At 68.1% G+C, this 21,574-nt stretch carries 20 protein-coding genes; 8 read left to right on the top strand and 12 right to left on the bottom strand.

Going from position 1 to position 21,574, the window contains the following annotated elements; genetic code table 11:
- Positions 1-9: 9 nt before the first annotated feature.
- The 7 genes from AC1ZQA_RS00320 to pyrE form a co-directional block, all read right to left on the bottom strand.
- Positions 10-486: a DUF6691 family protein gene (locus AC1ZQA_RS00320; RefSeq protein WP_482677866.1), complete on the bottom strand. Its 477-nt coding sequence runs from the start codon at positions 484-486 to the stop codon at positions 10-12.
- A 30-nt stretch (positions 487-516) separates the two neighbouring features.
- A complete protein-coding gene (locus AC1ZQA_RS00325; RefSeq protein WP_482677867.1) occupies positions 517-960 on the bottom strand; it encodes a YeeE/YedE family protein in 444 nt (147 codons plus the stop codon).
- Positions 961-1,001: 41 nt separating this feature from the next.
- A complete protein-coding gene (locus AC1ZQA_RS00330; RefSeq protein WP_482677868.1) occupies positions 1,002-1,232 on the bottom strand; it encodes a hypothetical protein in 231 nt (76 codons plus the stop codon).
- A 232-nt stretch (positions 1,233-1,464) separates the two neighbouring features.
- Entirely contained in the window at positions 1,465-2,835 is a 1,371-nt protein-coding gene (locus AC1ZQA_RS00335; protein ID WP_482677869.1) for a sigma 54-interacting transcriptional regulator, read from the bottom strand.
- A 3-nt stretch (positions 2,836-2,838) separates the two neighbouring features.
- Positions 2,839-3,360 (bottom strand): hypothetical protein, encoded by a 522-nt coding sequence (locus AC1ZQA_RS00340; protein ID WP_482677870.1) that lies wholly within the window; start codon positions 3,358-3,360, stop codon positions 2,839-2,841.
- Entirely contained in the window at positions 3,357-4,820 is a 1,464-nt protein-coding gene (locus AC1ZQA_RS00345; RefSeq protein WP_482677871.1) for a sensor histidine kinase, read from the bottom strand. Before AC1ZQA_RS00345 ends, AC1ZQA_RS00340 begins: the two co-directional genes overlap by 4 nt.
- 21 nt (positions 4,821-4,841) lie before the next feature.
- Positions 4,842-5,528, bottom strand: a complete 687-nt coding sequence (gene pyrE, locus AC1ZQA_RS00350; RefSeq protein WP_482677872.1) for an orotate phosphoribosyltransferase — start codon at positions 5,526-5,528, stop codon at positions 4,842-4,844.
- 158 nt (positions 5,529-5,686) lie between these two features.
- Between pyrE and AC1ZQA_RS00355 the strand changes: the two genes are divergently transcribed.
- The 4 genes from AC1ZQA_RS00355 (at position 5,687) to ubiM (ending at position 9,881) form a co-directional block, all read left to right on the top strand.
- A complete protein-coding gene (locus AC1ZQA_RS00355; RefSeq protein WP_482677873.1) occupies positions 5,687-6,532 on the top strand; it encodes a 23S rRNA (adenine(2030)-N(6))-methyltransferase RlmJ in 846 nt (281 codons plus the stop codon).
- Between the two features lie 214 nt (positions 6,533-6,746).
- Positions 6,747-7,079: a YegP family protein gene (locus tag AC1ZQA_RS00360; RefSeq protein WP_482677874.1), complete on the top strand. Its 333-nt coding sequence runs from the start codon at positions 6,747-6,749 to the stop codon at positions 7,077-7,079.
- A gap of 93 nt (positions 7,080-7,172) precedes the next feature.
- The gene (locus AC1ZQA_RS00365; protein WP_482677875.1) at positions 7,173-8,576 is read left to right on the top strand and encodes a dihydrolipoyl dehydrogenase; all 1,404 of its coding nucleotides are present in this window, start codon (positions 7,173-7,175) and stop codon (positions 8,574-8,576) included.
- Between the two features lie 48 nt (positions 8,577-8,624).
- On the top strand, positions 8,625-9,881 hold the full coding sequence (gene ubiM, locus AC1ZQA_RS00370) for a 5-demethoxyubiquinol-8 5-hydroxylase UbiM (protein ID WP_482677876.1): 1,257 nt from the start codon (positions 8,625-8,627) through the stop codon (positions 9,879-9,881).
- Between the two features lie 12 nt (positions 9,882-9,893).
- Here ubiM and cydC read toward each other — a convergent pair whose 3' ends face one another.
- The gene (gene cydC, locus AC1ZQA_RS00375) at positions 9,894-11,684 is read right to left on the bottom strand and encodes a thiol reductant ABC exporter subunit CydC (protein WP_482677877.1); all 1,791 of its coding nucleotides are present in this window, start codon (positions 11,682-11,684) and stop codon (positions 9,894-9,896) included.
- Positions 11,681-13,450, bottom strand: coding sequence for a thiol reductant ABC exporter subunit CydD (gene cydD, locus AC1ZQA_RS00380; protein WP_482677878.1), 1,770 nt, complete (start codon positions 13,448-13,450; stop codon positions 11,681-11,683). Before cydD ends, cydC begins: the two co-directional genes overlap by 4 nt.
- Positions 13,451-13,639: 189 nt before the next feature.
- On the opposite strand from cydD, the gene AC1ZQA_RS00385 reads away from it, so the two are divergent.
- Complete coding sequence (locus tag AC1ZQA_RS00385; protein WP_482677879.1) at positions 13,640-14,089, top strand: OsmC family protein; 450 nt, start codon at positions 13,640-13,642, stop codon at positions 14,087-14,089.
- Positions 14,090-14,127: 38 nt separating this feature from the next.
- Positions 14,128-14,784: a class I SAM-dependent methyltransferase gene (locus tag AC1ZQA_RS00390; protein ID WP_482677880.1), complete on the top strand. Its 657-nt coding sequence runs from the start codon at positions 14,128-14,130 to the stop codon at positions 14,782-14,784.
- Positions 14,785-14,880: 96 nt separating this feature from the next.
- Here AC1ZQA_RS00390 and ssb read toward each other — a convergent pair whose 3' ends face one another.
- On the bottom strand, positions 14,881-15,360 hold the full coding sequence (ssb, locus tag AC1ZQA_RS00395) for a single-stranded DNA-binding protein (protein ID WP_482677881.1): 480 nt from the start codon (positions 15,358-15,360) through the stop codon (positions 14,881-14,883).
- 91 nt (positions 15,361-15,451) lie between these two features.
- Entirely contained in the window at positions 15,452-16,714 is a 1,263-nt protein-coding gene (locus AC1ZQA_RS00400; RefSeq protein WP_482677882.1) for an MFS transporter, read from the bottom strand.
- A 273-nt stretch (positions 16,715-16,987) separates the two neighbouring features.
- Between AC1ZQA_RS00400 and uvrA the strand changes: the two genes are divergently transcribed.
- Both uvrA and AC1ZQA_RS00410 read left to right on the top strand, forming a co-directional pair.
- Positions 16,988-19,864, top strand: coding sequence for an excinuclease ABC subunit UvrA (gene uvrA, locus AC1ZQA_RS00405; RefSeq protein ID WP_482677883.1), 2,877 nt, complete (start codon positions 16,988-16,990; stop codon positions 19,862-19,864).
- A gap of 65 nt (positions 19,865-19,929) precedes the next feature.
- Positions 19,930-20,175, top strand: a complete 246-nt coding sequence (locus tag AC1ZQA_RS00410; protein WP_482677884.1) for a GlsB/YeaQ/YmgE family stress response membrane protein — start codon at positions 19,930-19,932, stop codon at positions 20,173-20,175.
- Between the two features lie 77 nt (positions 20,176-20,252).
- Here the strand turns inward: AC1ZQA_RS00410 and tyrS are convergent, their stop codons facing one another.
- Positions 20,253-21,488, bottom strand: coding sequence for a tyrosine--tRNA ligase (gene tyrS / locus AC1ZQA_RS00415; protein ID WP_482677885.1), 1,236 nt, complete (start codon positions 21,486-21,488; stop codon positions 20,253-20,255).
- Between the last annotated feature and the right edge of the window lie 86 nt (positions 21,489-21,574).

Genomic DNA, 21,574 nt, shown 5'->3' on the forward strand with positions numbered 1-21,574 from the left:
GTCTTTCCTTCAGGATTTGGAGCCGAGCGCCGTCGCGCCGGGGCGGGCGGGGGAGGTGGTGCGCTGTGTCTTGCCGGCTGCAGCACGCTGCCACAGCTCGAACCCCGTCATGCCCGCCACCATGCTGGCGAAGAACAGCCATTGCGGCGCGTGCAGCGAGGCCAGCGCGGCGAGCGACGGGCCGGGGCACAGCCCGGTCATGCCCCAGCCCATGCCGAACACCGCGCTGCCCAGAATCAACCTGCCGGTGATGCTGCGAGTGTCGGGAAAGGCGATGGGCTCACCCAGCAGCGCCTTGCTGCGGCGCTGCGCAAGCTGCATGGGCACGAAGGCCACGAGCACGGCGGCGACCAGCACCAGCAGCAGGCTTGGGTCCCAGGCGCCGGCGATGTTCAGAAAGCCCAGCACCTTGTCCGGATTGGTCATGCCTGAGAGCAGCACGCCCAGACCGAACAGCAGACCAGAGAAAAACGCGAGTTTGTTCATGACAATCTCCTTCAGGGTGGACGTGTCGGGTCAGTGCAGCAGCGCATGCACTGTCACCGCCGTGGCGATGCCGGTGGACAAAAACGTGGCAACCGCTGTCAGCGAGCGCCGCGACAGCCGCGCCAGGCCGCAGACGCCGTGGCCGCTCGCGCAGCCCGAGCTCAGCCGGGCGCCCACGCCCACCAGCAGACCGCCGATCAGCAACAGCGGCCAGGGCGCTGCAAACGCCGCGCCGGGAATGGGCAGGGCAGCCGCCCAGAGCACCGAGGCCATGAGCACGCCGAGCACAAAACTCAAGCGCCACGGCACCGGACGGCGCGCGGCAAGCGCGTCGCTCAGTACGCCGCCCAGAATGCCGCTGATGCCGGCGATCTTGCCGCCGCCCAGCGCCAGCGCACCGGCTGCGGCGCCGATCAACACACCGCCGGCCAAGGCGGTGTAGGGGGGGAATGCAGACCAATCGATGGGGAGCATGGCAGTCCTCCGAAACACAGTGGGATGAAAAAGGGAAAGCGTCAGCGGCGGGCGCGCGGTGCACGCTGCGCGGCGAGCGTGACGCTGTGGCCAAACTCCCGCTGCAAGGCGCGCACAGCGTGGGCGTGCTGTCGCCGCATCCGGGTCAGTGGGTCGGGTTGATGCAGCGCCCGCAGTTGCGCGGCCAGGGCATGGAGTTGCCGCTGCATCGCCAGGAACATGGCCCGACTCGGCTCGGTGGGAAAGGCGGTGGGGGATGGTGTGGTTTGCATCGAGTTCTCCTGTGGAGCAGACCGAGCGGATGCGATCTGCGCAGAGACCTGGTGCAAACCCTGTGCCATGCGTGCGCTTCGCTCGGGAGAGAGGGAAAAAATCACACCAAATGGCGACAGACGGCAGAAATCGACGTCAAAAGTGTCGGGCAGCGGCGACAGGTTTGCCGCGGCCTGTCTCAACCCATTGATATATCGAGACTATTTTTGTCGCTGGATGGCGACATGGGCGTTAGTCCCGCGCCGGGGTGTCTTCCGCGGCGGCCTTGAATTGCGCCGGGTCGAGGTGGTGCTTGCCGAGCAGGCGATAGAACTCGGTGCGGTTGCGCTGCGCCAGCCGCGCGGCCTGCGCCACGTTGCCGTTGCTCATCTTGAGCAGCTGCGCCAGGTAGTCGCGCTCGAACTGTTCGCGCGCCTCGGCCAGCGGTGGCAGGGTGGTGGGCTTGAGCCGCAGCGCCCGCGCCACCGAGCTGGCCGGGATGCGGCTGGTGGTGCTCAGCGCGCAGCACTGCTCCACTACGTTCATCAGTTGGCGCACATTGCCGGGCCAGTCCTGTTGCTGCAGCAGGTCGAGCGCGTCCGGGGTGAAGCCGGTGATGCGGCGGTGCATGCGCGGGGAGAGGGTCTGCAGCGCATGCTGGGCCAGCATCGCGATGTCCTCGCGCCGCTCGCGCAGCGGCGACAGGTGCAGGGTGACCACGTTGAGGCGGTAGTACAGATCGTCGCGGAACTGGCCCTGCACGATGGCGGCATCCAGATCGCGATGGGTCGCGGAGACGATGCGCACGTCCACATCGACCGCCTGCGCCGCACCCAGTGGCCGCACCTGGCGCTCCTGCAGCACGCGCAGCAGCTTGACCTGCAGCGGCAGCGGCATGTCGCCGATTTCGTCGAGAAACAAGGTGCCGCCGCTGGCCTGCTGGAACAGGCCGGTCTGCGCCTGGCTGGCGCCGGTGAACGCCCCCTTGGCGTGACCGAACAGTTCAGATTCGAGCAGGGTCTCGGGGATGGCCGCGCAGTTGATGGCGACGAACGGCCCGGCCTGCCTGGGGCTTGCGCGGTGGATGGCGCGGGCCAGCATCTCCTTGCCCGTGCCCGATTCGCCCCGGATGAGCACGCTGGCTTCGCTGCGCGCCACCAGAGCGGCTTCGGACAGCAGCGCCAGCATGCGCGGGCTGGCGGTGAGGATGTCGGCACGCCAGGCGTCGTCCCTGGGCGAGGGCGCAGGGGTTTGCCTGGGTTGCAGCGCGATGGCGCGCTCGAGCAGGGCGAGCAGTTCGCGCGCCTCGAACGGCTTGGTCAGAAAGCCGAACACGCCGCGCTGCGTGGCGTCCACCGCGTCGGGAATGGTGCCGTGCGCGGTGAGGATGATGACCGGCAACGCGGGGTCTTGCGCGCGGATCTGCTCGAACAGCGACAGCCCGTCCATGCCGTCCATGCGCAGGTCGGTGATGACGGCGCTGGGACGGTTGGCGGCCAGGCTGCCCAGCGCCTCGGCGCCGCTGGCTGCGGTGACGGGCGCGTAGCCGGCCGAGCGCAGGCGCATGGCCAGGAGCTGGCGCAGATCGGGGTCGTCGTCGACCAGGAGAACGGAGGTGGGCATGGGTCAGTGGCTGCGGTTCTGCAACTGGGTCTCCAGCGATTTGATCTGGTCGATCTGCTTCTGCAGTGCCGCGGCCGACTTCTGCGCCTGCTGCAGTGCGAGTTGCTGCGCGGCGTCGCGCTGCAGCAGGACCACGAGGTTGCGCGCCTGCGGATCGGCCGCGCGGCTTGGCAGGCCATCGAGCAAATTCTGTGCGAGTTCCGCATCGCCCGGCTCGGCGCGCGCCAGCAGCAGCATGGCGAGCTGGAGCTGCTCGGGCGTGCTGCGCCGCTTGCCCAGGGCGAGCAGGCGGGTGATCTGGCTTTGCAGCGCCGGGCCCGCAGTCTGTGGCGTGTCGCGCAGCAAGCGGCTGATCGCGGCGTCGTCCAGCCGGTCGGCGCCTTGCCCACTGGCGGCCGGGCGGGCGGGCAGATCGGCCAGACGCGGCAACTCGGCGCAGGCCGCCAGGCTCAGGCTCAAGGCAAGCGACAGCAAAAGCCGCGGACGAATGGAACGAGGGAAGCAAATGGGGCGATGCAGGGTCATGCGAGCGTCTTGGGTTGGTCAGGGAGGAACACGCGGAACACGGCGCCGGGGGGCGGGCGCTGCACCAGTTCGAGCGTGCCGCCGTGCATGTGCGCATATTGCCGCGCCAGCGCCAGTCCCAGGCCGGTACCGCGCAGGGCGCTGGACGGCTGGTTGCGGCCCTGGAAAAACGGCTGGAACAACTGGGCGCGGTCTTCGGGCGCCACCCCCGGGCCCTGGTCGCTGATGCAGATTTCAATGCCGCCCGCCACCGGCGTGGCGTCAAACCCGATGGTGCCGCCCTGCGGGCTGAAGCGGATGGCGTTGAGCAGCAGGTTCTCGAACAGGCTTTCGAGCTTGGCGCGGTCGCCCAGCACCTGCAGCGCAGAACAGCCGCATTCCACATGCACGCCCCGCGCGCGCAGGGTCAGGTGGTTGCGGCGGATCAGCCCCGCGAGCAACAGCCGCAGCTTCACCGCAGTGATCTGCAGCGGCCCGGGATCGTGCAGCGCGCTGTCGTAGTGAATCAGGCTGTCGATGCGCTGATGCAGATCGCGCACATTGCCGCGCATGATGCGGGTGATGGACTGCTGCTCGGCATTGAGCGGACCGGGCACGCCGTCGGCCAGCAGGTCCACGCCCTCTTTCATCGACGCCAGCGGGGTCTTGAGTTCATGCGACACATGCCGCAGCAACTGGATTTTCTGCGCCTCCAGCTCGGCCAGCCTGCGGCGCAGCCAGTCGAGCTGTCCGCCCAGATCGACCAGATCGCGCGGGCCGACGATGGTCGGCGCCTGATTGAGCTGACCCTCGCCCAAGCGGCGGATGGCGCGCTTGATCTGCCGCAGCGGCTGGCTGAGCAGCCAGGAGAACAGCAGCGCCAGACAGACCGACAGACTGGCGCTGGCCAGTGCCAGCCACACCAGCACCGACCAGATGCGGCTCGACACCTGCTGCAGCCGCGCTTCCTGTGCGTCCACCAGCTGATTGCTGTGGGCGATCAGCCGCACGGCCGCCGCGCGCATGGCATCGAACTGCGGGTTCAGGGCGTTGAACACGCGTGCGCCATCCTTCACCCCGCCCGAGGCCATGACTGCGCCGTAGAGCGTTGCCTCCTGCGCGCGCAAGGCGTGCAGGGTGCGCTGCTGCGCCTCCGGCAGTGGCATGGATTGCAGCTGGCTGGCGTCGTGCTCGAAGGCGCCGTGCGCCTGTCGCACGCCGCTGCACAGCGCCGCGTCCTGCAGCACCAGGCATTGCCCGCTGGCGCGCTGCAGATCGTCGATGTCCTGGGCGATCTGGCGCGAGTTGCGCGTGAACTGCACCGCAGCCGCCACCGAGGTGCGGGCCTGCGTGGCCACCTGATCGAACAGATACGCCGTGACCGACAGCCCGAGCAGCATCGGCAGCCCCACCAACGCGAAGCCCCACAGCAGCAAGGCGGAAAACGACATGTTGAGGGGCGAGCGCAGGGCGATGGCCATGGCGGATCTGCTCACACCGTCTCACACTCCATAGGTGTCGCGGTACTGCTGCACCGCAGGCCGCCAGCGCGCCAGGTCCGCGTTGCCACTGGCAGTCAGATACTCCAGCAGGGTGCCCAGATTGGCGATGGCGATCACCGGCAGGCCGTATTCGCGGCTGACATGCTGCACCGCAGACAGGTCGAGGGTCTGGCCGTTGATCGCCGCCTTTTCCTGCCGATCGAGGGCGATGAGCACGGCGGCGGGTTCGGCGCCCGCCGCGCGGATCAGCCGCACCGACTCGCCGGTGGCGGTTCCGGCGGAAATCACATCGTCGACGATGACCACCCGGCCACGGATCGGCGCGCCCACCGTGCTGCCGCCTTCGCCATGATCCTTGGCCTCCTTGCGGTTGTACGCAAAGCCCACGTTGCGGCCCTGCCGGGCCAGCTCCACCGCCACCGTTGCGCCCAGCGGAATGCCCTTGTACGCCGGGCCGAACAGCAGATCGAACTGCACGCCGCTGCCCAGCAGGGCCTGCGCGTAGAACTGAGCCAGCCGCCCGAGCATGGCACCGTCGTTGAACAGGCCGGCGTTGAAAAAGTAGGGCGACTGCCGGCCCGCCTTGGTGGTGAAGTCGCCAAAGGCAATCACCCCGCTGTCGACGGCGAAACGGATGAAATCGAGGGCATTGAGGTCAGTCTGGCTGGAGCGGGGGGAGGAGGACATGACGGGCGAAAAATGGTCGAGGGCTGCGCTGTCGGCGCCGATACGTGTTTTCCCGCATTGTGCCCCAGCCCTGCACGCAATTTGCACCGCAGCGCGCGTGCAGGGCGCAATGCTCGTCAAGCCGTCCCTTCCCTCCCCGGAGGCCCTACATTACGGCCATGCTCGCCTACCGACACGCTTTTCACGCCGGCAACCATGCCGACGTGCTCAAACATCTGATTCTGGTGCAGGTCCTGCGCCACATGAACCGCAAGGACAAGCCCTACTGGGTGATCGACACCCATGCCGGCGCCGGCGGCTATGCCCTGCACGAGGCCGCGGCGCAGAAAAATGCCGAGTACGCCCAGGGCATCGAACGTCTGTGGACACGCAGGGACGCTCCCGAGGCCGTGGCCGACTACCTCTCGCTGATCAAGGAGTTCAACTCCGGCGGCGTCTTGCTGTACTACCCCGGCTCGCCCGCGATTGCGCAGCGGCTGATGCGCCCGCAGGACAAGCTGCGGCTGTTCGAGCTGCATCCCACCGATCACCGTGTGCTCGAGGCCACGTTTGGCACGCAGCCAGGGGTGCAGGTGCGTTGTGCCGACGGCTTTGTGGCGCTCAAAAGCCTGCTGCCGCCGCCGGATCGCCGCGCCGTGGTGCTGCTCGATCCCTCGTACGAGCTGAAGACCGACTACGCCGCCTTGCGCAATGCGGTCAGCGACGCGCTCACCCGCTTCGCCGTGGGCACCTATGCCGTGTGGTACCCGGTGCTGCAGCGGCGCGAGTCGCACCTGCTGCCGCAGCAATTGCGCCGCATCGCAGGCAAGGCCGACTGGCTCGATGTGCGCCTGCAGGTGCGCGAGCCCGATGCCAGCGGCTTCGGCCTGCTGGGCAGCGGCATGTTCCTCATCAACCCGCCCTGGACGCTGCACGCCACCCTGCGCGAGCTGCTGCCCTGGCTGACCGGGGCGCTCGGTCAATTCCAGGGGGCGCATTTCGCCCTGGAGCAGCAGGCGAGCTGACCCTGCCCCAGCCCCCTGAACATCGGGGGATTGGTCGCAAATTGTGTCAACTATTGTCAAAAGTGGGTGGCGAAGCCTTGCATTTGTCACAGATCCCACAGACCATTCGGGGCGTGCGGGGATGCATCATCCCGGCCGTTCTTCCATTGGCGCGCGCATGCCCCACAGGCGGCTGCCGCGGCCCTGCTTCGGCTTACCCATCCAGGAGTCCTCTATGGCAGTCCGCTTCGAATTGCACAAAAACGACAAGGGTCAATTCCATTTCTCGCTCAAGACCGACGACGGCGCGACCGTGTTGAGCAGCGAGCAGTACGAGAGCAAGGCGTCCGCCGAGAACGGCATGGCGTCGGTGAAGAAGAACAGCGTGTTGCCCGAGCGGTTCGAGAAGCTGACCGCCACTGATGGCCGTGCCTATTTCACGCTGAAGGCGGCCAATCATCAGATCGTGGGCACCAGCCCGATGTTCGGCACCGCCGACAAGCGCGATGCCATGCTCGCCATCGCCCACGCCGACGCCGAGCACGCACCGGTCCACGATCACACCTGAGCGCGCGTCGCCACGCGGCTTGACCCTGCCCAAAACGGCGGTCATGCCGCGCCAATAGACTGGCACGGAGTCCACTTTCCCGGAGCCCCATCCGTGCGCCACGTCCGCATTGCCATCCTCGGCGCCGGGACGGCCGGTCTGACCGCGCTGTCCCAGGTGCGCAAGCACACCGACGACTTTGTCATCATCAACCACGGCCCCTACGGCACCACCTGTGCGCGCGTGGGTTGCATGCCGTCCAAGGCGCTGATCCAGGCAGCCGACGATTTTCATCGCCGCAGCGCGCTGGCCGCCCTGGGCATTCGGGGTGGCGAGGCGTTGCAGGTCGATCTTCCCGCGGTGCTGCAGCGCGTGCGCGACTACCGCGATGCCCGCGTCGCCGGGGTGCTGGCCGCAACCGACAGCCTGCAGCCCGCGCAGAACCTTGCCGCACGCGCCCGGCTCGACGGGCCGAATCGCGTCATCGTCACCCATCCGGACGGCCGCGAGGAGGTCATCGGCGCCGACCGCATCCTGATTGCCACCGGCACCCGCCCGGTCGTGCCGGATGCCTGGCGCGCGTTTGGCGAGCGCATCCTCACCACGGACGATCTGTTCGAGCGCCGCGATCTGCCGCGGCGCATCGCCGTGGTCGGGCTGGGGGTGATCGGCCTCGAGCTCGGCCAGGCCCTCGCCCGGCTCGGGCTGCAGATCCACGGCTTCGAGCTGCGCGAGAGCCTCGGGCCGCTGACCGATCCGGTGATTCAGGGCGAGGCGCAGCGTCGCATCGGCGCCGAGTTTGCGCTGCACATGGGCCGCGCCGTCACCCTGCGCGAGGGCGCGGACGGCGCGGTGCGGGTGGACAACGGCGAGACCGTGGTCGAGGTGGACGCCGTGCTCGCCGCCATGGGCCGACGCACCAATACCGACGGCCTGGGTCTGGACACCTTGGGTGTGCCGCTGGATGGGCGCGGCTTGCCTGCATTTGACCGTAATACGCTGCAGATCAGCGATCTTCCGGTGTTTTTCACCGGCGATGTCAATGGCGAGCTGCAGGTGCTGCACGAGGCGTCCGACGAAGGCTTCATTGCGGCCTTCAACGCCCTGCACGGCCCCGCACGCTTCAAGCGCCGCGTGCCCCTGGCGATTGCGTTCACCGATCCGCAGATCGCCGTGGTCGGGCAGAGCTGGCAGGCGCTGCAGGGGCGGCCATTCGCCACGGGCGGGTTCAACTTCGCGCAGCAGGCCCGCGCCATGGCCATGCTGCGCGCAGCCGGTCAGTTGCATGTCTATGCCGAGCCGGGCAGCGGCAAGCTGCTGGGTGCAGAAATGTGCGTGCCTGGCGCCGAGCATCTGGGCCATCTGCTGGCGCTGGCCATCCAGCGCGACATGAGCGTGGCCGAGCTGCTGACCCTGCCGTTCTATCACCCCGTGCTCGAAGAGGGCTTGCGTGCCGCGCTGCGGGTGCTGGCGCGGGCGGTGTATGGTGAGGCCCCGCTGGAAATGGCGCGGCTGTAACGGGCCTCATCGCCGCCCTTCTTGCGCTTTTTTTATGGGATGTCTCTCATGACCTTCGATCTAGCCATCATCGGTGCCGGTCCGGCCGGTCTGTCCATGGTGCGGGCGCTGGCCGACAGCGGTCTGCGCATCGCCCTCATCGAGCAGCAAAGCGCCAGTGCCCTGGCCGATCCGCCGTTTGACGGCCGAGAAATCGCGCTGAGCCTGCGCACCCTGCGCATCCTGCGCGAGTCCGGGGTGTTCGACCATATTCCTGCCGATCAGGTGTTCCCGCTGGAGCATGCCATCGTGATGAACGGCGAGGACAGGCATCCCATGCGTGTGGCGCCGCTGCGCGGCAAGTCGGCTCTCGGCGCGTTGGTGCCCAACCAGCAGATCCGCCGCGCCGCATGGGCTGCGGTGCAGGGGCAGCAGGGGCTGACGCTGTTCGATCGCAACCGCGTCGGCGCCATTCACACTGCGGCCGACCACGTGGAGATCGAGCTGCAGCCCGTGGCCGAAGGCGGGGAGGGCGCTGCAGTCGAGCCCGCCCCGCTGTCGATCCGCGCCCGACTGCTGATCGCCGCCGACAGCCGCTTTTCCGACACACGCCGCAAGATGGGCATCGGCGCGGATGCGCACGACTTCGGCAAGACCATGCTGGTATGCCGCATGCAGCACGAGCAGCCGCATCACCACACCGCGTGGGAATGGTTCGGCATCGGCCAGACGCTGGCGCTGCTGCCGCTGTCCGAGCATCTGTCCTCGGTGGTGCTCACCCTGCCGCCGCACGAGATGCAGGCGCTGCTGGAGTTGCCCGATGCCGACTTCGAGCGCGACATCGCGCGGCGCTACCTGGGGCGGCTGGGCGAGATGAGGCGCGCGGGCAGCCGCCACAGCTATCCGCTGATCGGCGTGTACGCGCAGCGATTCGTCGGCCCGCGGTTCGCGCTGATCGGCGATGCCGCCGTCGGCATGCATCCGGTCACCGCGCACGGCTTCAACTTCGGGCTGCATGGAGTGGATCTGCTGTCGCGCGAAATTCTGGCGGCGGCGCGCGCGGGCACCGACATCGCCGCGCCCGAGCGCCTGCAGCGTTTCGAGGCCGCGCATCGCCGCGCCACGCGTCCGCTGTATCTGGCCACCCAGGCCATTGCCACGCTCTACACCGATGACCGCGGCCCGGCCCGGCTGGTGCGGCGGCTGGTGCTCGACGCCTCCAGCCGCATCGGCCCGCTGCGTCTTGCCATTGCCACCGCGCTGAGCGAGGAGGGCCTGAGCCTGCGCGCTCTGTTGCCCGCCCTGCCCGGGTTGCGGGGCACCTGACCGGTCGGCGCGCTACAGCGCGTCGTGCAGCGCGCGGAAGGCGCCGTCCTGCCGCGCCAGCAGTTCGGCCGGGGTGCCGGTTTCCACCACGCGGCCCGCTTCCATCACCAGCACCCGGTCCACCGCAGCGGGCAGCGCGGCGATGCGGTGGCTGATGAGCAGCACGGTGCGGCCCTGCATCAAGTGGGCAATGTCGCGCAGCAGATCACGCTCGGTCAGCGTGTCCAGCCCCTCGGTCGGTTCGTCCAGGATGAGCAGCGGGGCGTTGCGCAACAGGGCGCGGGCGATCGCCACCCGCCGCGCCTGTCCGCCCGATAGACGCATGCCGGCTTCGCCCACCCAGGTGTCGTAGCCGTCGGGCAGGGTGGTGATGAAGTCGTGCAGTTGCGCGGCCTTGCACGCGGCAATCACGTCCTCCTGCGTGGCCTCGGGCCGGGCCAGCATGAGGTTGTCGCGCAGGGTGGTGTTGAACAGGTAGGTGTCCTGTGACACCACGGCGATGTGCGCACGCAGCGCCTGCCCCGGCCAGGCACGCAGATCGTGGCCGCCGATGCGCACGCTGCCCTCCTGATAGTCCCAGAACCGCAGCAGCGCCTGCACCAGGGTGCTCTTGCCCGCGCCGCTGGGGCCAACCAGCGCGACACGCTCACCCGCGCGCAGATGCAGACGCAGGCCGTCGAGCGCCCAGACGGGCGCGGCGCCCTGCGGGCCGGGATAGCGCAGGCGCAGCCCGTCGATCTGCACATCGGCCTGCGTCCATTGCGGGACAGGCAGGTCGGCAGGTTCGTCAACCTGCGGCTTGGTGTCGATGATGCTGAACACGCGCCGCGCCGCGGCCAGGGTCTCGCCCAGCATCTGCAGCGCCAGCGGCAGCGGCAGCACCGCCTCGAAGCTGGCGAGCACGAACAGCGCCAGCATGGGCAACTGGGCCGGGGTGATGTCGGCGCTGCCCACCAGCGGAACGGCCAGCAGCAGCGCGCTCCACATCGCCAGATTGGCGCACAGGCCGAGCAACCCCTGCGACAGCCCGGTGGCGCGGCTGAGCTGGCGCTGCTGCGCGATCATGGAGTCGGTCAGCGCGCCGATGCGCTGCGCCTGCTGCTGCGTGCCACCGTAGATGCGCAGCTCGCCCAGGCCCTGCAGGCCGTCCACCGCGGCGCTGCGCAACTGCGCGCGCAGATCCACCAGGGCGCGGCCTGGCGCATGGCCGAGCCGGAAGGTCAGCAGGGGCACGGCCACGCCAGCCAGCAGGAGGAACAGCAGGGTGGACGCCGCCACCCGACCGCTGAACAGCGCCATCATCGCCAGAATGATGAGGCCGCCCACCAGCGCCACGCCCACGGGCACCAGCACCCGCAGATAGAGATGGTTGAGCGCGTCGATGTCGCTGAGAATGCGGCTGCTCAGGTCGGCCCCGCGCAGCTCCTGCAGCCGTGCCGGGGCCAGCGGCTCCAGACGCTGGTAGAACCACACGCGCAGTTCCTGCAGCAGCCGGAACGTGGCTTCGTGGGTGATCAGGCGCTCGATGTAGCGCCCGGCGGTGCGGGTGATGGCCATGCCGCGAATGAATGCCGCCGGGGTGAAGTAGTCCATCGCGGCACCGACGAGACCGACCAGCGCCATCTGCGCGATGAACCAGCCCGAAGTCGCCATCAGCGCCACGTTCGCCAGCACCGTGACCAGAGCGGCCAGCGCGCCCCACAACATCCACTTGCGGTAGGGCCGGAACAGGCCGATGAGACGCCACAGATCGGCCTTGGCCTGGGCGGCGTTGAAATCTGCGGGCAAGGGGTTCCACTTCATGGCTGGGCCTCCTGCAGCGGTTGGGAAGCCGCCGCGTGTGCCTGGACCAGTGCGGCGAACGCGCCGCCTGCGGCAAGCAGGGCCTGCGGCGTGCCCTGTTCCAGCACGCGCCCGGCGTCGAGCACCACCACATGATCGGCGCGCAGCACGGTGCTCAGGCGGTGCGCGGCAAGGATCACACAGCGCTGGCGCGCCAGTTCCAGGATGACTTCGCCGACCTGCGCCTGGGTATGGGCGTCGAGCTGCGCCGTGGCCTCGTCCAGCAGCACCAGCGGGGCGGGCTTGAGCAGGGCGCGCGCCAGCGCCAGGCGCTGCACCTGCCCGCCGGACAGGCCCATGCCGCGTTCGCCCAGCGGGGTGTCATAGCCCTGCGGCAGGGCGGCGATGAAGTCATGCGCCTGCGCCGCGCGGGCCGCACGCTCCACGGCGGCGTGGCTGGCGGGCGCCTGTCCGAGGGCGATGTTGTCGCGCACCGTCCCCTCGAACACATGCGGGCGCTGCGGCACCCAGGCCACATGCCGCAGCCAGTCGTCGGGATCGAGGTCCGACAGCGGTGTGTCGTTGATCAGAATGCGTCCCTGCGCGGGCTGCACCAGCGCCATGAGGGCATGCAGCGCCGTGCTCTTGCCCGCGCCGCTGGCCCCCACCAGGGCAGTGAGGCCGCGCGCCGGGGCGGAAAAGCTCAGGTCGTCGAGCGCGGGTGCCAGGTCATCGGCATAGCGGACCGTCACCGCCTCGAAGCGGATGCGCACGTCCTGTGCCGCCGCAAGTTTCAGCGTGCCGCGGCTGGGCTGGGCATGCGGCGCAATGGGGGTGTCGAGCAGCTTGAGCAAACCCTGCGCCGCGCCGATGGCTTCCATGCGGGCGTGATAGAAGGTGCCCATATTGCGCAGCGGCAGGTAGAACTCGGGCGCGAGCAACAGCACGAAAAAGCCGTTGAAAAACTGCATCTCGCCGTAAAACAGCCGAAAGCCAATGAACACCGCCACCATGGCAATGCTGAGGGTCGAGAGGAACTCGAGCACCACCGACGACAGGAAAGCCACGCGCAGCACCTTCATCGTGCCGATGCGGTAGTCCTCGGTCAGCACGGCCACGACCTCGGCCTCGTGGCGGCTCACGCCAAACAGCTTGAGCGTGGTCAGGCCCTGCAGACTGTCGAGAAACCGCGCGCTCATGCGGGCGAGCAATTGCCATTGCTGCTGGTTCATGGTCTCGGTGCCCTTGCCCACCAGGATCATGAAAATCGGGATCAGCGGCGCCGTGACCAGCAGCACCAGCCCGGAAACCCAGTCCTGCGGCAGCACGAACACCAGGATGGACAGCGGCACCAGCGCGGTCAGCGCCATGCTGGGCAGGTAGCGCGCGTAATACGCTTCGAGCGCATCGATGCCGACCACGATGGAGTTGGCCAGATCACCGCTGGACTGCCGGTTGAGCCACAGCGGCCCGAGCGCCTGGAGATGGTCGTAGAGCCGTCCGCGCAGGTCGCGCCGCACCTGCGCAGCGGCCTCGAAGGCGACGTTTTCCGAGGCGCGCATGAGCACAAAGCGCAGCGCGAAAATCGGCAGCATCGCCGCGAGATAGGCCCACACATCGGCCAGATGCCGGTGTTCGATGATGACCTCCGACACCACCCGCGCCAGCAGCCAGGCCTGCACGATGATCAGCCAGCCGGCAAACAACCCCAGCCCCACGGCGCGGTTCAGCGCGGGGCGGATGTCCCTTTTGCGCGACTTGAGCCAGAGTTCTTCGGGAGTTGCCAAGATGGGAATGCCGTGAATTGCAGGAGGCCGCGCGGTGGTGCGGTCAGACCTGTCATCTTAGGGGGCGCCGCCACATCCCCAGTGATTGCGCAGGCATTAAAGTTCACCTGAAACGGACGGCCCGCAAGGATTGCGGCGGACAATGGCCGTCTTGCTGCGCTTACGGCGCGCCGTCACTCAGGAGCGTTCATGGACGACAAACAGCCCCCCAGCGTCACCCTCAGGCAGGTCAAGGACTATCAGTTCGACATCCACTACGCCGAGGGCCGGCCCGCCCTCCTGTCCGACGAACCGCCGCCGCTGGGCGAGGGCGCGGGGCCGTCGCCCTCGCACCTGCTGCTTGCCGCCGTGGGCAACTGCATGAGTTCGAGCCTGTATTTCGCGCTGACCAAGTTCAAGCTCGACCCCAAGGGGCTGACCACCACGGCCACCGGCGACATCGGCCGCAACGCCGCAGGCCGTCTGCGCGTGCTGTCGATCACCGTGGACATCCGCATGGGCGCCGCCGCGCAGGGCATGGAACGCCTTGACCGCGTGCTGATGCAGTTCGAGCAGTTCTGCACCGTGGGCGAGAGCGTGCGCCAGGGCATCCCGGTCACGGTGTCGGTGTTCGACGGCACCGGGCAGAAACTCAAATAAGCCCGCAGAATGACGGCTTTTTTACCGCATTGCCCGTCATGACACCACCGCACACCCCCGCCACACCGCCTGCAGGCGGCTTTGCCAACCCTCGCGACACCTGGAATGCCCGCTTCGCCCAGCCCGGCCTGCATTACGGTGCCGAGCCCAACGCCTTTCTGGTGCGTGAATCCGCCCGGCTCGCTCCGGGCAGCAGCGTCCTCAGCGCGGCGGACGGCGAAGGCCGCAACAGCATCTGGCTGGCCGAGCAAGGCCACCATGTCACCGCGTTCGACCTCTCGCCGGTCGCGGTGGACAAGGCACGCGTGTGGGCACAGGAACGCGGCGTCGCCGTGGACTTCCATGTGGCAGCGGTGGACGAGTGGGACTGGAAACCCGACCAGTTCGACGCGGCTGTCGCCATCTTCGTGCAGTTTGCCGACCCGGACCTGCGCGCGCGGCTGTTTTCCGGCCTGTGGCGCACCCTCAAGCCCGGCGGTCTGTTGCTGGTGGAAGGCTATGCGCTGGAGCAGATGGCCTACGGCACCGGCGGCCCCGGCCGGCCCGACCATCTCTACACCTTGCAATTGCTGCGCGACCTGCTGCCCCAGGCCGATTGGCTGCTGCTGGAGCAACGCGAAGCGGAGCTTCACGAAGGCCGCGGCCATGTTGGCCGCTCCGCATTGATCGACGGCGTGGCGCGCAAGCCCGTTTGAAACACCGCCGGGCCCGGCTGCGCAGGCGCCGGGCCGTTCAAGTTTCCTTGTCCTTCCTCGGAGGGCGAGTCGGCGAGCCGACCCTGGGGGTGTTTCCTAGAACGGAATATCGTCGTCCATGTCGCTGAAATCGCTCGCCGGTTTGCTCGCTGCGGCGGCAGGGGCGCGGCTGGGGGCGGTGCGGCTCGGCGCGGCTTCGCGCGGGCGGCTGTAGCCTTCATCACCGCCAGCGCTGCCGCCTTCGCGGCCGCCAAGCAACTGCATTTCTTCGGCGATGATTTCGGTGGTGTATTTGTCCGCGCCGTCCTTGTCGGTCCACTTGCGGGTTTTCAGGCGGCCTTCCACGTAGACCGGGCGGCCTTTTTTCAGGTACTCGCCCGCAATTTCCGCCAGCTTGTCATAGAACACCACGCGGTGCCATTCGGTTTCCTCGCGCTTTTCGCCGCTGGCCTTGTCTTTCCAGTTGCGCGAGGTGGCGAGGGTGATGTTGCAGATGGCAGCGCCGCTGGGGGCGTAGCGCACCTCGGGGTCTTTGCCGAGATTGCCGACGAGGATGACTTTGTTGACGGAGGCCATGGTGTGTCCTGAATTGCGTGTCCCGCAGCGTGCGGGCGGAAGGCGGCAAGCATAGCGCCAGCCGCGTCTGCGCCGCCCAGCGGGCAATCAGTCAGGCGTTCTGCGCCTGCGCTGGCGCAGCGTCGGTTTCAAGGGGTTTGTGCCGCCGGGGCGGCTGGATGGTGACCGCCACGAGCAGCCAAAGCGCCGCGACCGCCGCAGCCACCAGGAACACGCCTTCCTTGGAGGCATATTGCGCCAGCAGGCCGCCCACGGCGCCGCCCGCAAACAGGCCGAGCGACTGCCCGGTGTTGTAGATGCCCAGCGCCAATCCCTTGCGATTGGGCGGCGCGGTGCGCGACACCAGCGAGGGCAGCAGTGCCTCCATCACGTTGAACGCGAGGAAGAAAAAGAACAGCGCGGCGATCAGCGCCACCGGGTGCTTGTAGCCCGCGGCAAATCCCAGCATGGTCAGCACCAGCAGCGCCACGCTGCCGACGAACACCGGCTTCATGTAGCCGTATTTCTCCGCCCAGATGATGCCCGGAATGGCCAGGGCGAAGGACACCAGCGTGACCGGCAGATACACCATCCAGTGGTGCAGCAGCGGAATGCCGGCGTACTGCACCAGCGCCACCGGCACGACCACGAACATGCTGACCTGCAGGAAGTTGACCACGAAAATCGAGAAGTCGAGCTTGAGAAGCGCCGGGGTGAACACGGCGCGCGCCCAGTGGCCTTCGATTTCCTCGGAGTGCGTGGTCATCGGCGCGTTGGGCACCACCCAGATCACCACCGCGATGGCCAGCAGCGCCAGAATGCCGGTGAGGTCGAACATGCCCGGCACCGAAATGGCGTGATAGATCGGCGGCCCCAACACCAGCGAGACGATGAAGGCGAGCCCGATGGTCATGCCCACCATCGCCATGGCCTTGGTGCGGTGCTGCTCGCGGGTAGAGTCGGCAATCAGCGCGGAAATGGCCGCAGAAATCGCCCCCGAGCCTTGAATGGCGCGGCCGATGATGATGAGGTAGAGGTTGTCGCTCGCCCCGGCGACGAAGGAGCCGATGGCAAACAGCACCAGCCCGAACACCATCACCGGCTTGCGTCCCAGGTGGTCGCTGGCCAGGCCGAAGGGAATCTGCATGATGGCCTGCGTGAGGCCGTAGATGCCCAGCGCCAGGCCGACGAGAAATTTGTCGTGCCCATGCGGCAGGTGCTGGGCATAGACCGCGAACACCGGCAGGATGAAAAACAGCCCGAGCATGCGCAGGCCGTAGATCGACGCCAGCGTGCTGCTGGCGCGGCGCTCGGCCGGGGTCATGGCGTCTTGGGGGTCGGTGGGCGAAGATCGCCGGGAGGATTTGGAAGCCATCGTCTGGAACTCGGGTGGGCCGCGCCACGGCGGCAGAAAAAGCGAAAACGCAATACGCAAGGCTGCGCGTCAGGGCAAGCCAGGGTCTGGGTGACATTTTCGCCCAAACGCCGCCCCATTTCGTCACGGGATCTGTGCAGAAGTGCCCGTGTTTACCTGCCGTTACATCAAAACCGCTGCTGCGCGCAAACGGCGCGGCGTGAATGTCCCGACTTTGTTCAAACCGCGCCGGCACTTTATAGTGACGGGTTCGCTTTTTCCCGCCTCTGCCCCATGAATGACATCGCCTCCTCGTTTGAACCGCTGGCCAGCATCCAGGGCGAGGCGCTGATTCGCGTGCGGGGGGCGCGCACCCACAACCTGAAGAACATCTCGCTGGACCTGCCGCGCAACAAGCTGGTGGTCATCACCGGGCTGTCGGGGTCGGGCAAGTCCAGTCTGGCGTTCGACACTCTCTACGCCGAGGGGCAGCGGCGCTACGTGGAGAGCCTGTCGGCGTACGCGCGGCAGTTCCTGCAGCTGATGGAAAAGCCCGATGTCGACCTGATCGAGGGGCTGGCTCCGGCAATCGCGATCGAGCAGAAGGCCACCAGCCACAACCCACGCTCGACCGTCGGCACGGTCACCGAAATCCACGACTATCTGCGGCTGCTCTACGCCCGCGCCGGTACGCCGCATTGCCCGCATCACCCCGACCAGCCGCTGCAGGCGCAGACCATCTCGCAAATGGTCGATGCCCTCTCCGGCTGGCCAGCAGGGGTGCGGCTGCTGATTCTCGCGCCGCTGCCAGCGGCGCAGACAGGCGCCGCCGCCGCCGTGCGGCTGGCGGCGCTGCGGGCGCAGGGCTTTGTGCGCTTTCGGCTCGATGGCGAGGTGGTCGATGCGCAAAGCCTGCCGGGCGCGGACGCGCCGCCGCCGCAGCGCGTCGAGGTGGTGGTCGATCGCATCAAGACCGGCCCCGATCTGCGCCAGCGTCTGGCCGAAAGCCTGGAAACCGCGCTGCGGCTGTCCGAAGGCCGGGTGCTGGCGCTCGACGCGGACAGCGGCGAGGTGACGGCGTTTCACAGCCGTCCGACCTGCCCGATCTGCGGCTTTGCCGCGCCGCCGCTCGAGCCGAAAATGTTTTCGTTCAACAACCCGGCGGGCGCCTGCCCCACCTGCGACGGCCTGGGGCAGGTCGAGCGCTTCGACCCGGCGCGGGTGGTCGCGCACCCCGAGTTGAGCCTGGCCAGCGGCGCGATCCGCGGCTGGGACCGGCGCAACGCGTTTTACTTCCAGATGCTGCAGGCGCTGGGCGCGCACTATGGCTTCGATCTGGACACGCCGTACGAGCAATTGCCGCAGACCGTGCGCCATGTGCTGTTGCACGGCAGCGGCGCCGAGGCGATCGCCTTCACCTACCTGAACGACCGCAACAAGCCCACGGTCAAGCAGCACCCGTTCGAGGGCATCCTGCCCAATCTGGACCGCCGCTGGGCCGAGACCGACAGCCCCGCGGTGCGCGAGGAGCTCGCGCGGCTGCGCACCGTGCAGACCTGCCCGGAGTGCGGCGGCGCGCGGCTTGGGGCGGTGGCGCGCAACGTCACCGTCGGCGGGCAGCGGCTGCAGGTGCTGGCGCGCCGACCGCTGCGCGCGCTGCACGACTGGTTCGCGGCGCTGCAGCTCGACGGCCAGCGCGCCGAGGTCGCTGCGCGGCTGGTGCATGAAATCGGCAGCCGCCTGCGCTTTCTGATCGACGTCGGTCTGGACTATCTGACCCTCGACCGCAGCGCCGACACCCTGTCGGGCGGCGAGGCGCAGCGCATCCGCCTGGCCAGCCAGATCGGCTCGGGGCTGACCGGGGTGATGTATGTGCTCGACGAGCCGTCGATCGGCCTGCACCAGCGCGACAACGACCGGCTGATCGCCACCCTCAAGCGCCTGCGCGACCTGGGCAACAGCGTGCTGGTGGTCGAGCACGACGCCGACGCCATTCTGTGTGCCGATCATGTGGTGGACATGGGGCCGGGCGCGGGTGAGCACGGCGGGCGCATCATCGCCCAGGGCACGCCGCAGCAGGTCATGGCCGACCCCAACTCGCTCACCGGCGCCTACCTCAGCGGCCAGCGCAGTGTGTTTCGCGGCAAGCCGCGCCAGCACGCCGCCCCCGAGCAATGGCTGACCCTGAGCGGCGCCTGCGGCAACAACCTGCACAACGTCACGGCGCGGTTTCCGCTCGGGCGCATCACCTGCGTCGCCGGGGTGTCGGGCTCGGGCAAGTCCACGCTCATCAACGACACCCTTTACGCCGCCTGCGCGCATGAACTCAACCGGGCCGGGCTGGAGGCCGCGCCGTATGCCGCGCTCGACGGCCTCGATCAGCTCGACAAGGTGATCGCGGTCGATCAGTCCCCCATCGGGCGCACCCCGCGCAGCAACCCCGCCACCTACACCGGGCTGTTCACCCCGATCCGCGAGCTGTATGCGCAAACTGCCGTTGCGCGCGAGCGCGGCTACGACGCCGGACGCTTCTCGTTCAACGTCAAGGGCGGGCGCTGCGAAGCCTGCCAGGGCGATGGCGCGGTCAAGGTGGAGATGCACTTCATGCCGGACCTCTATGTGCCATGCGATGTGTGCGGCGGCCAGCGCTACAACCGCGAAACCCTCGAAGTCACCTACCGTGGCCTGAGCATCGCGCAGGCGCTCGACCTCACTGTGGAGCAGGCGCTCGATGTGTTCGGCGCCGTGCCCGCCATCGCCCGCAAGCTGCAGACCCTGATGGACGTGGGCCTGGGCTATATCCGCCTCGGGCAGTCCGCCATCACCCTGTCGGGTGGCGAGGCGCAGCGCGTCAAGCTGGCGCTCGAACTCTCCAAGCGCGACACCGGGCGCACCCTCTACATCCTCGACGAGCCCACCACCGGCCTGCACTTTGCCGACATCGAGCTGCTGCTGGGCGTGCTGTTCAAACTGCGCGACGCCGGCAATACCATCGTCGTGATCGAGCACAACCTCGACGTGCTCGCCAGCGCCGACTGGATCGTCGAACTCGGCCCCAAGGGCGGCGCGGGCGGCGGCCTGCTGATCGCCGAAGGCACGCCCGAGGCCATCGCCGCGCATCCCGACAGCGTCACCGGCCCCTATCTGGGGCGAGTGCTGCGCGGCGCGTGACGATTTCACCGCAACGCTGTTACCTTGCGCCCATCGTCAACCGCCTGCGGGCGAAGGAGTGCGGCATGGGACTCATCGGATTTCTGATCATCGGCCTGATCGCCGGGTGGCTGGCGGGCAAGATCATGCGCGGCGGCGGCTTCGGCGTGCTGGGCGACATGGTGGTCGGGGTAGTCGGGGCCTTCATCGGCGGCTTCCTGTTCCGCTTGCTCGGCCTGTTTCCCGGCGGCGGCCTGCTGCCCAGCCTGATCGTGGCAACCATCGGCGCCATCGTGCTGCTGTGGCTGATCCGGCTGGTGAAAAAAGCCTGACAACTTTTGCAGATTCGGCGACAAGGCTCGCCGACGCATGCCGCGCAGCGATGCACGCCAGCGTGCATCGCGCTGTTTCAGCCCAGCGTCACCCGGGCGAACTTGCGCTTGCCCACCTGCAGCACCACGGTTCCGGCGGCGAGCTTGCGTGTGCGGTCTTCGGCCACGGTACCGTCGATGCGCACGCCGCGTTGTTCGATCATGCGCACGCCTTCGGCGGTGGACGGCACCAGGCCGGCCTGCTTGAGCGCCTGCGGCAGGGCCAGACCGCCTTCGGGCAGGGTCAGGCGCATCTCGGGAATGTCGTCGGGAATGCCGCCGCTGGCGCGCAGCGCGAAATCGGCCTGCGCGGCGTCGGCCGCCGCAGCCGAGTGGAAGCGGGTGACGATCTCGCGCGCCAGCATCACCTTGGCGTCTTTCGGATTGCGTCCGGCCTCGACTTCGGCCTTGAGCGCGGCAATCTGTTCCATCGGGCGGAATGACAGCAGCTCGTAGTAGCGCCACATCAGCGTGTCGCTGATGGACAGCAGCTTGGCGAACATGGTGGCCGCCGGTTCCTGGATGCCGATGTAATTGCCCTTGGACTTGGACATCTTTTCCACGCCGTCCAGCCCTTCGAGCAGCGGCATGGTGAGGATGCACTGCGGCTCCTGGCCATACTCGCGCTGCAGCTCGCGCCCGACCAGCAGGTTGAACTTCTGATCGGTGCCGCCGAGTTCGAGGTCACTCTTGAGCGCCACCGAGTCGTAGCCCTGCATCAGCGGGTAGAGCAGCTCGTGCATGGCGATGGGCACGCCATCCTTGAACCGCTTGGTGAAATCGTCGCGCTCGAGCAGCCGGGCCAGAGTGTATTTGGCGGCCAGGCGGATCATGCCGTCGGCGCCCAGCGGCTCGCTCCACTCGGAGTTGTAGCGAATCTCGGTCTTTTGCGGGTCGAGCACCAGGCTGGCCTGGGCGTAGTAGGTCTGGGCGTTGGTCTGGATCTGCTCGAGGGTGAGCGGCGGCCGCGTGGCGTTGCGCCCGGACGGGTCACCGATGCGCGAGGTGAAGTCGCCGATCAGAAAGATGACGGTGTGGCCCAGATCTTGCAACTGTCGAAGCTTGTTGAGCACCACCGTGTGACCGATATGAATGTCGGGCGCGGTGGGGTCGAGGCCGAGTTTGATGCGCAGCGGCTGGCCGGTCTGGGCGCTGCGGGTCAGCTTGGCGATCCAGTCGGCCTCCACCAGCAATTCGGCGCAGCCGCGTTTGGTGATGGCCAGTGCCTGGCGCACGGCGTCTGGGAGGTCGGCGGGAGAGTTGGAGTCCATCATGGGGAAAATCGAAAAGTGCGCCAGGCGGGCTGTTAGACTCGCGCCTTTATGTCCGTGCTGCATCCGCTTTCAGCAAAGGATGCAGT

Source organism: Thiomonas sp. DCM-2 (assembly GCF_056820905.1).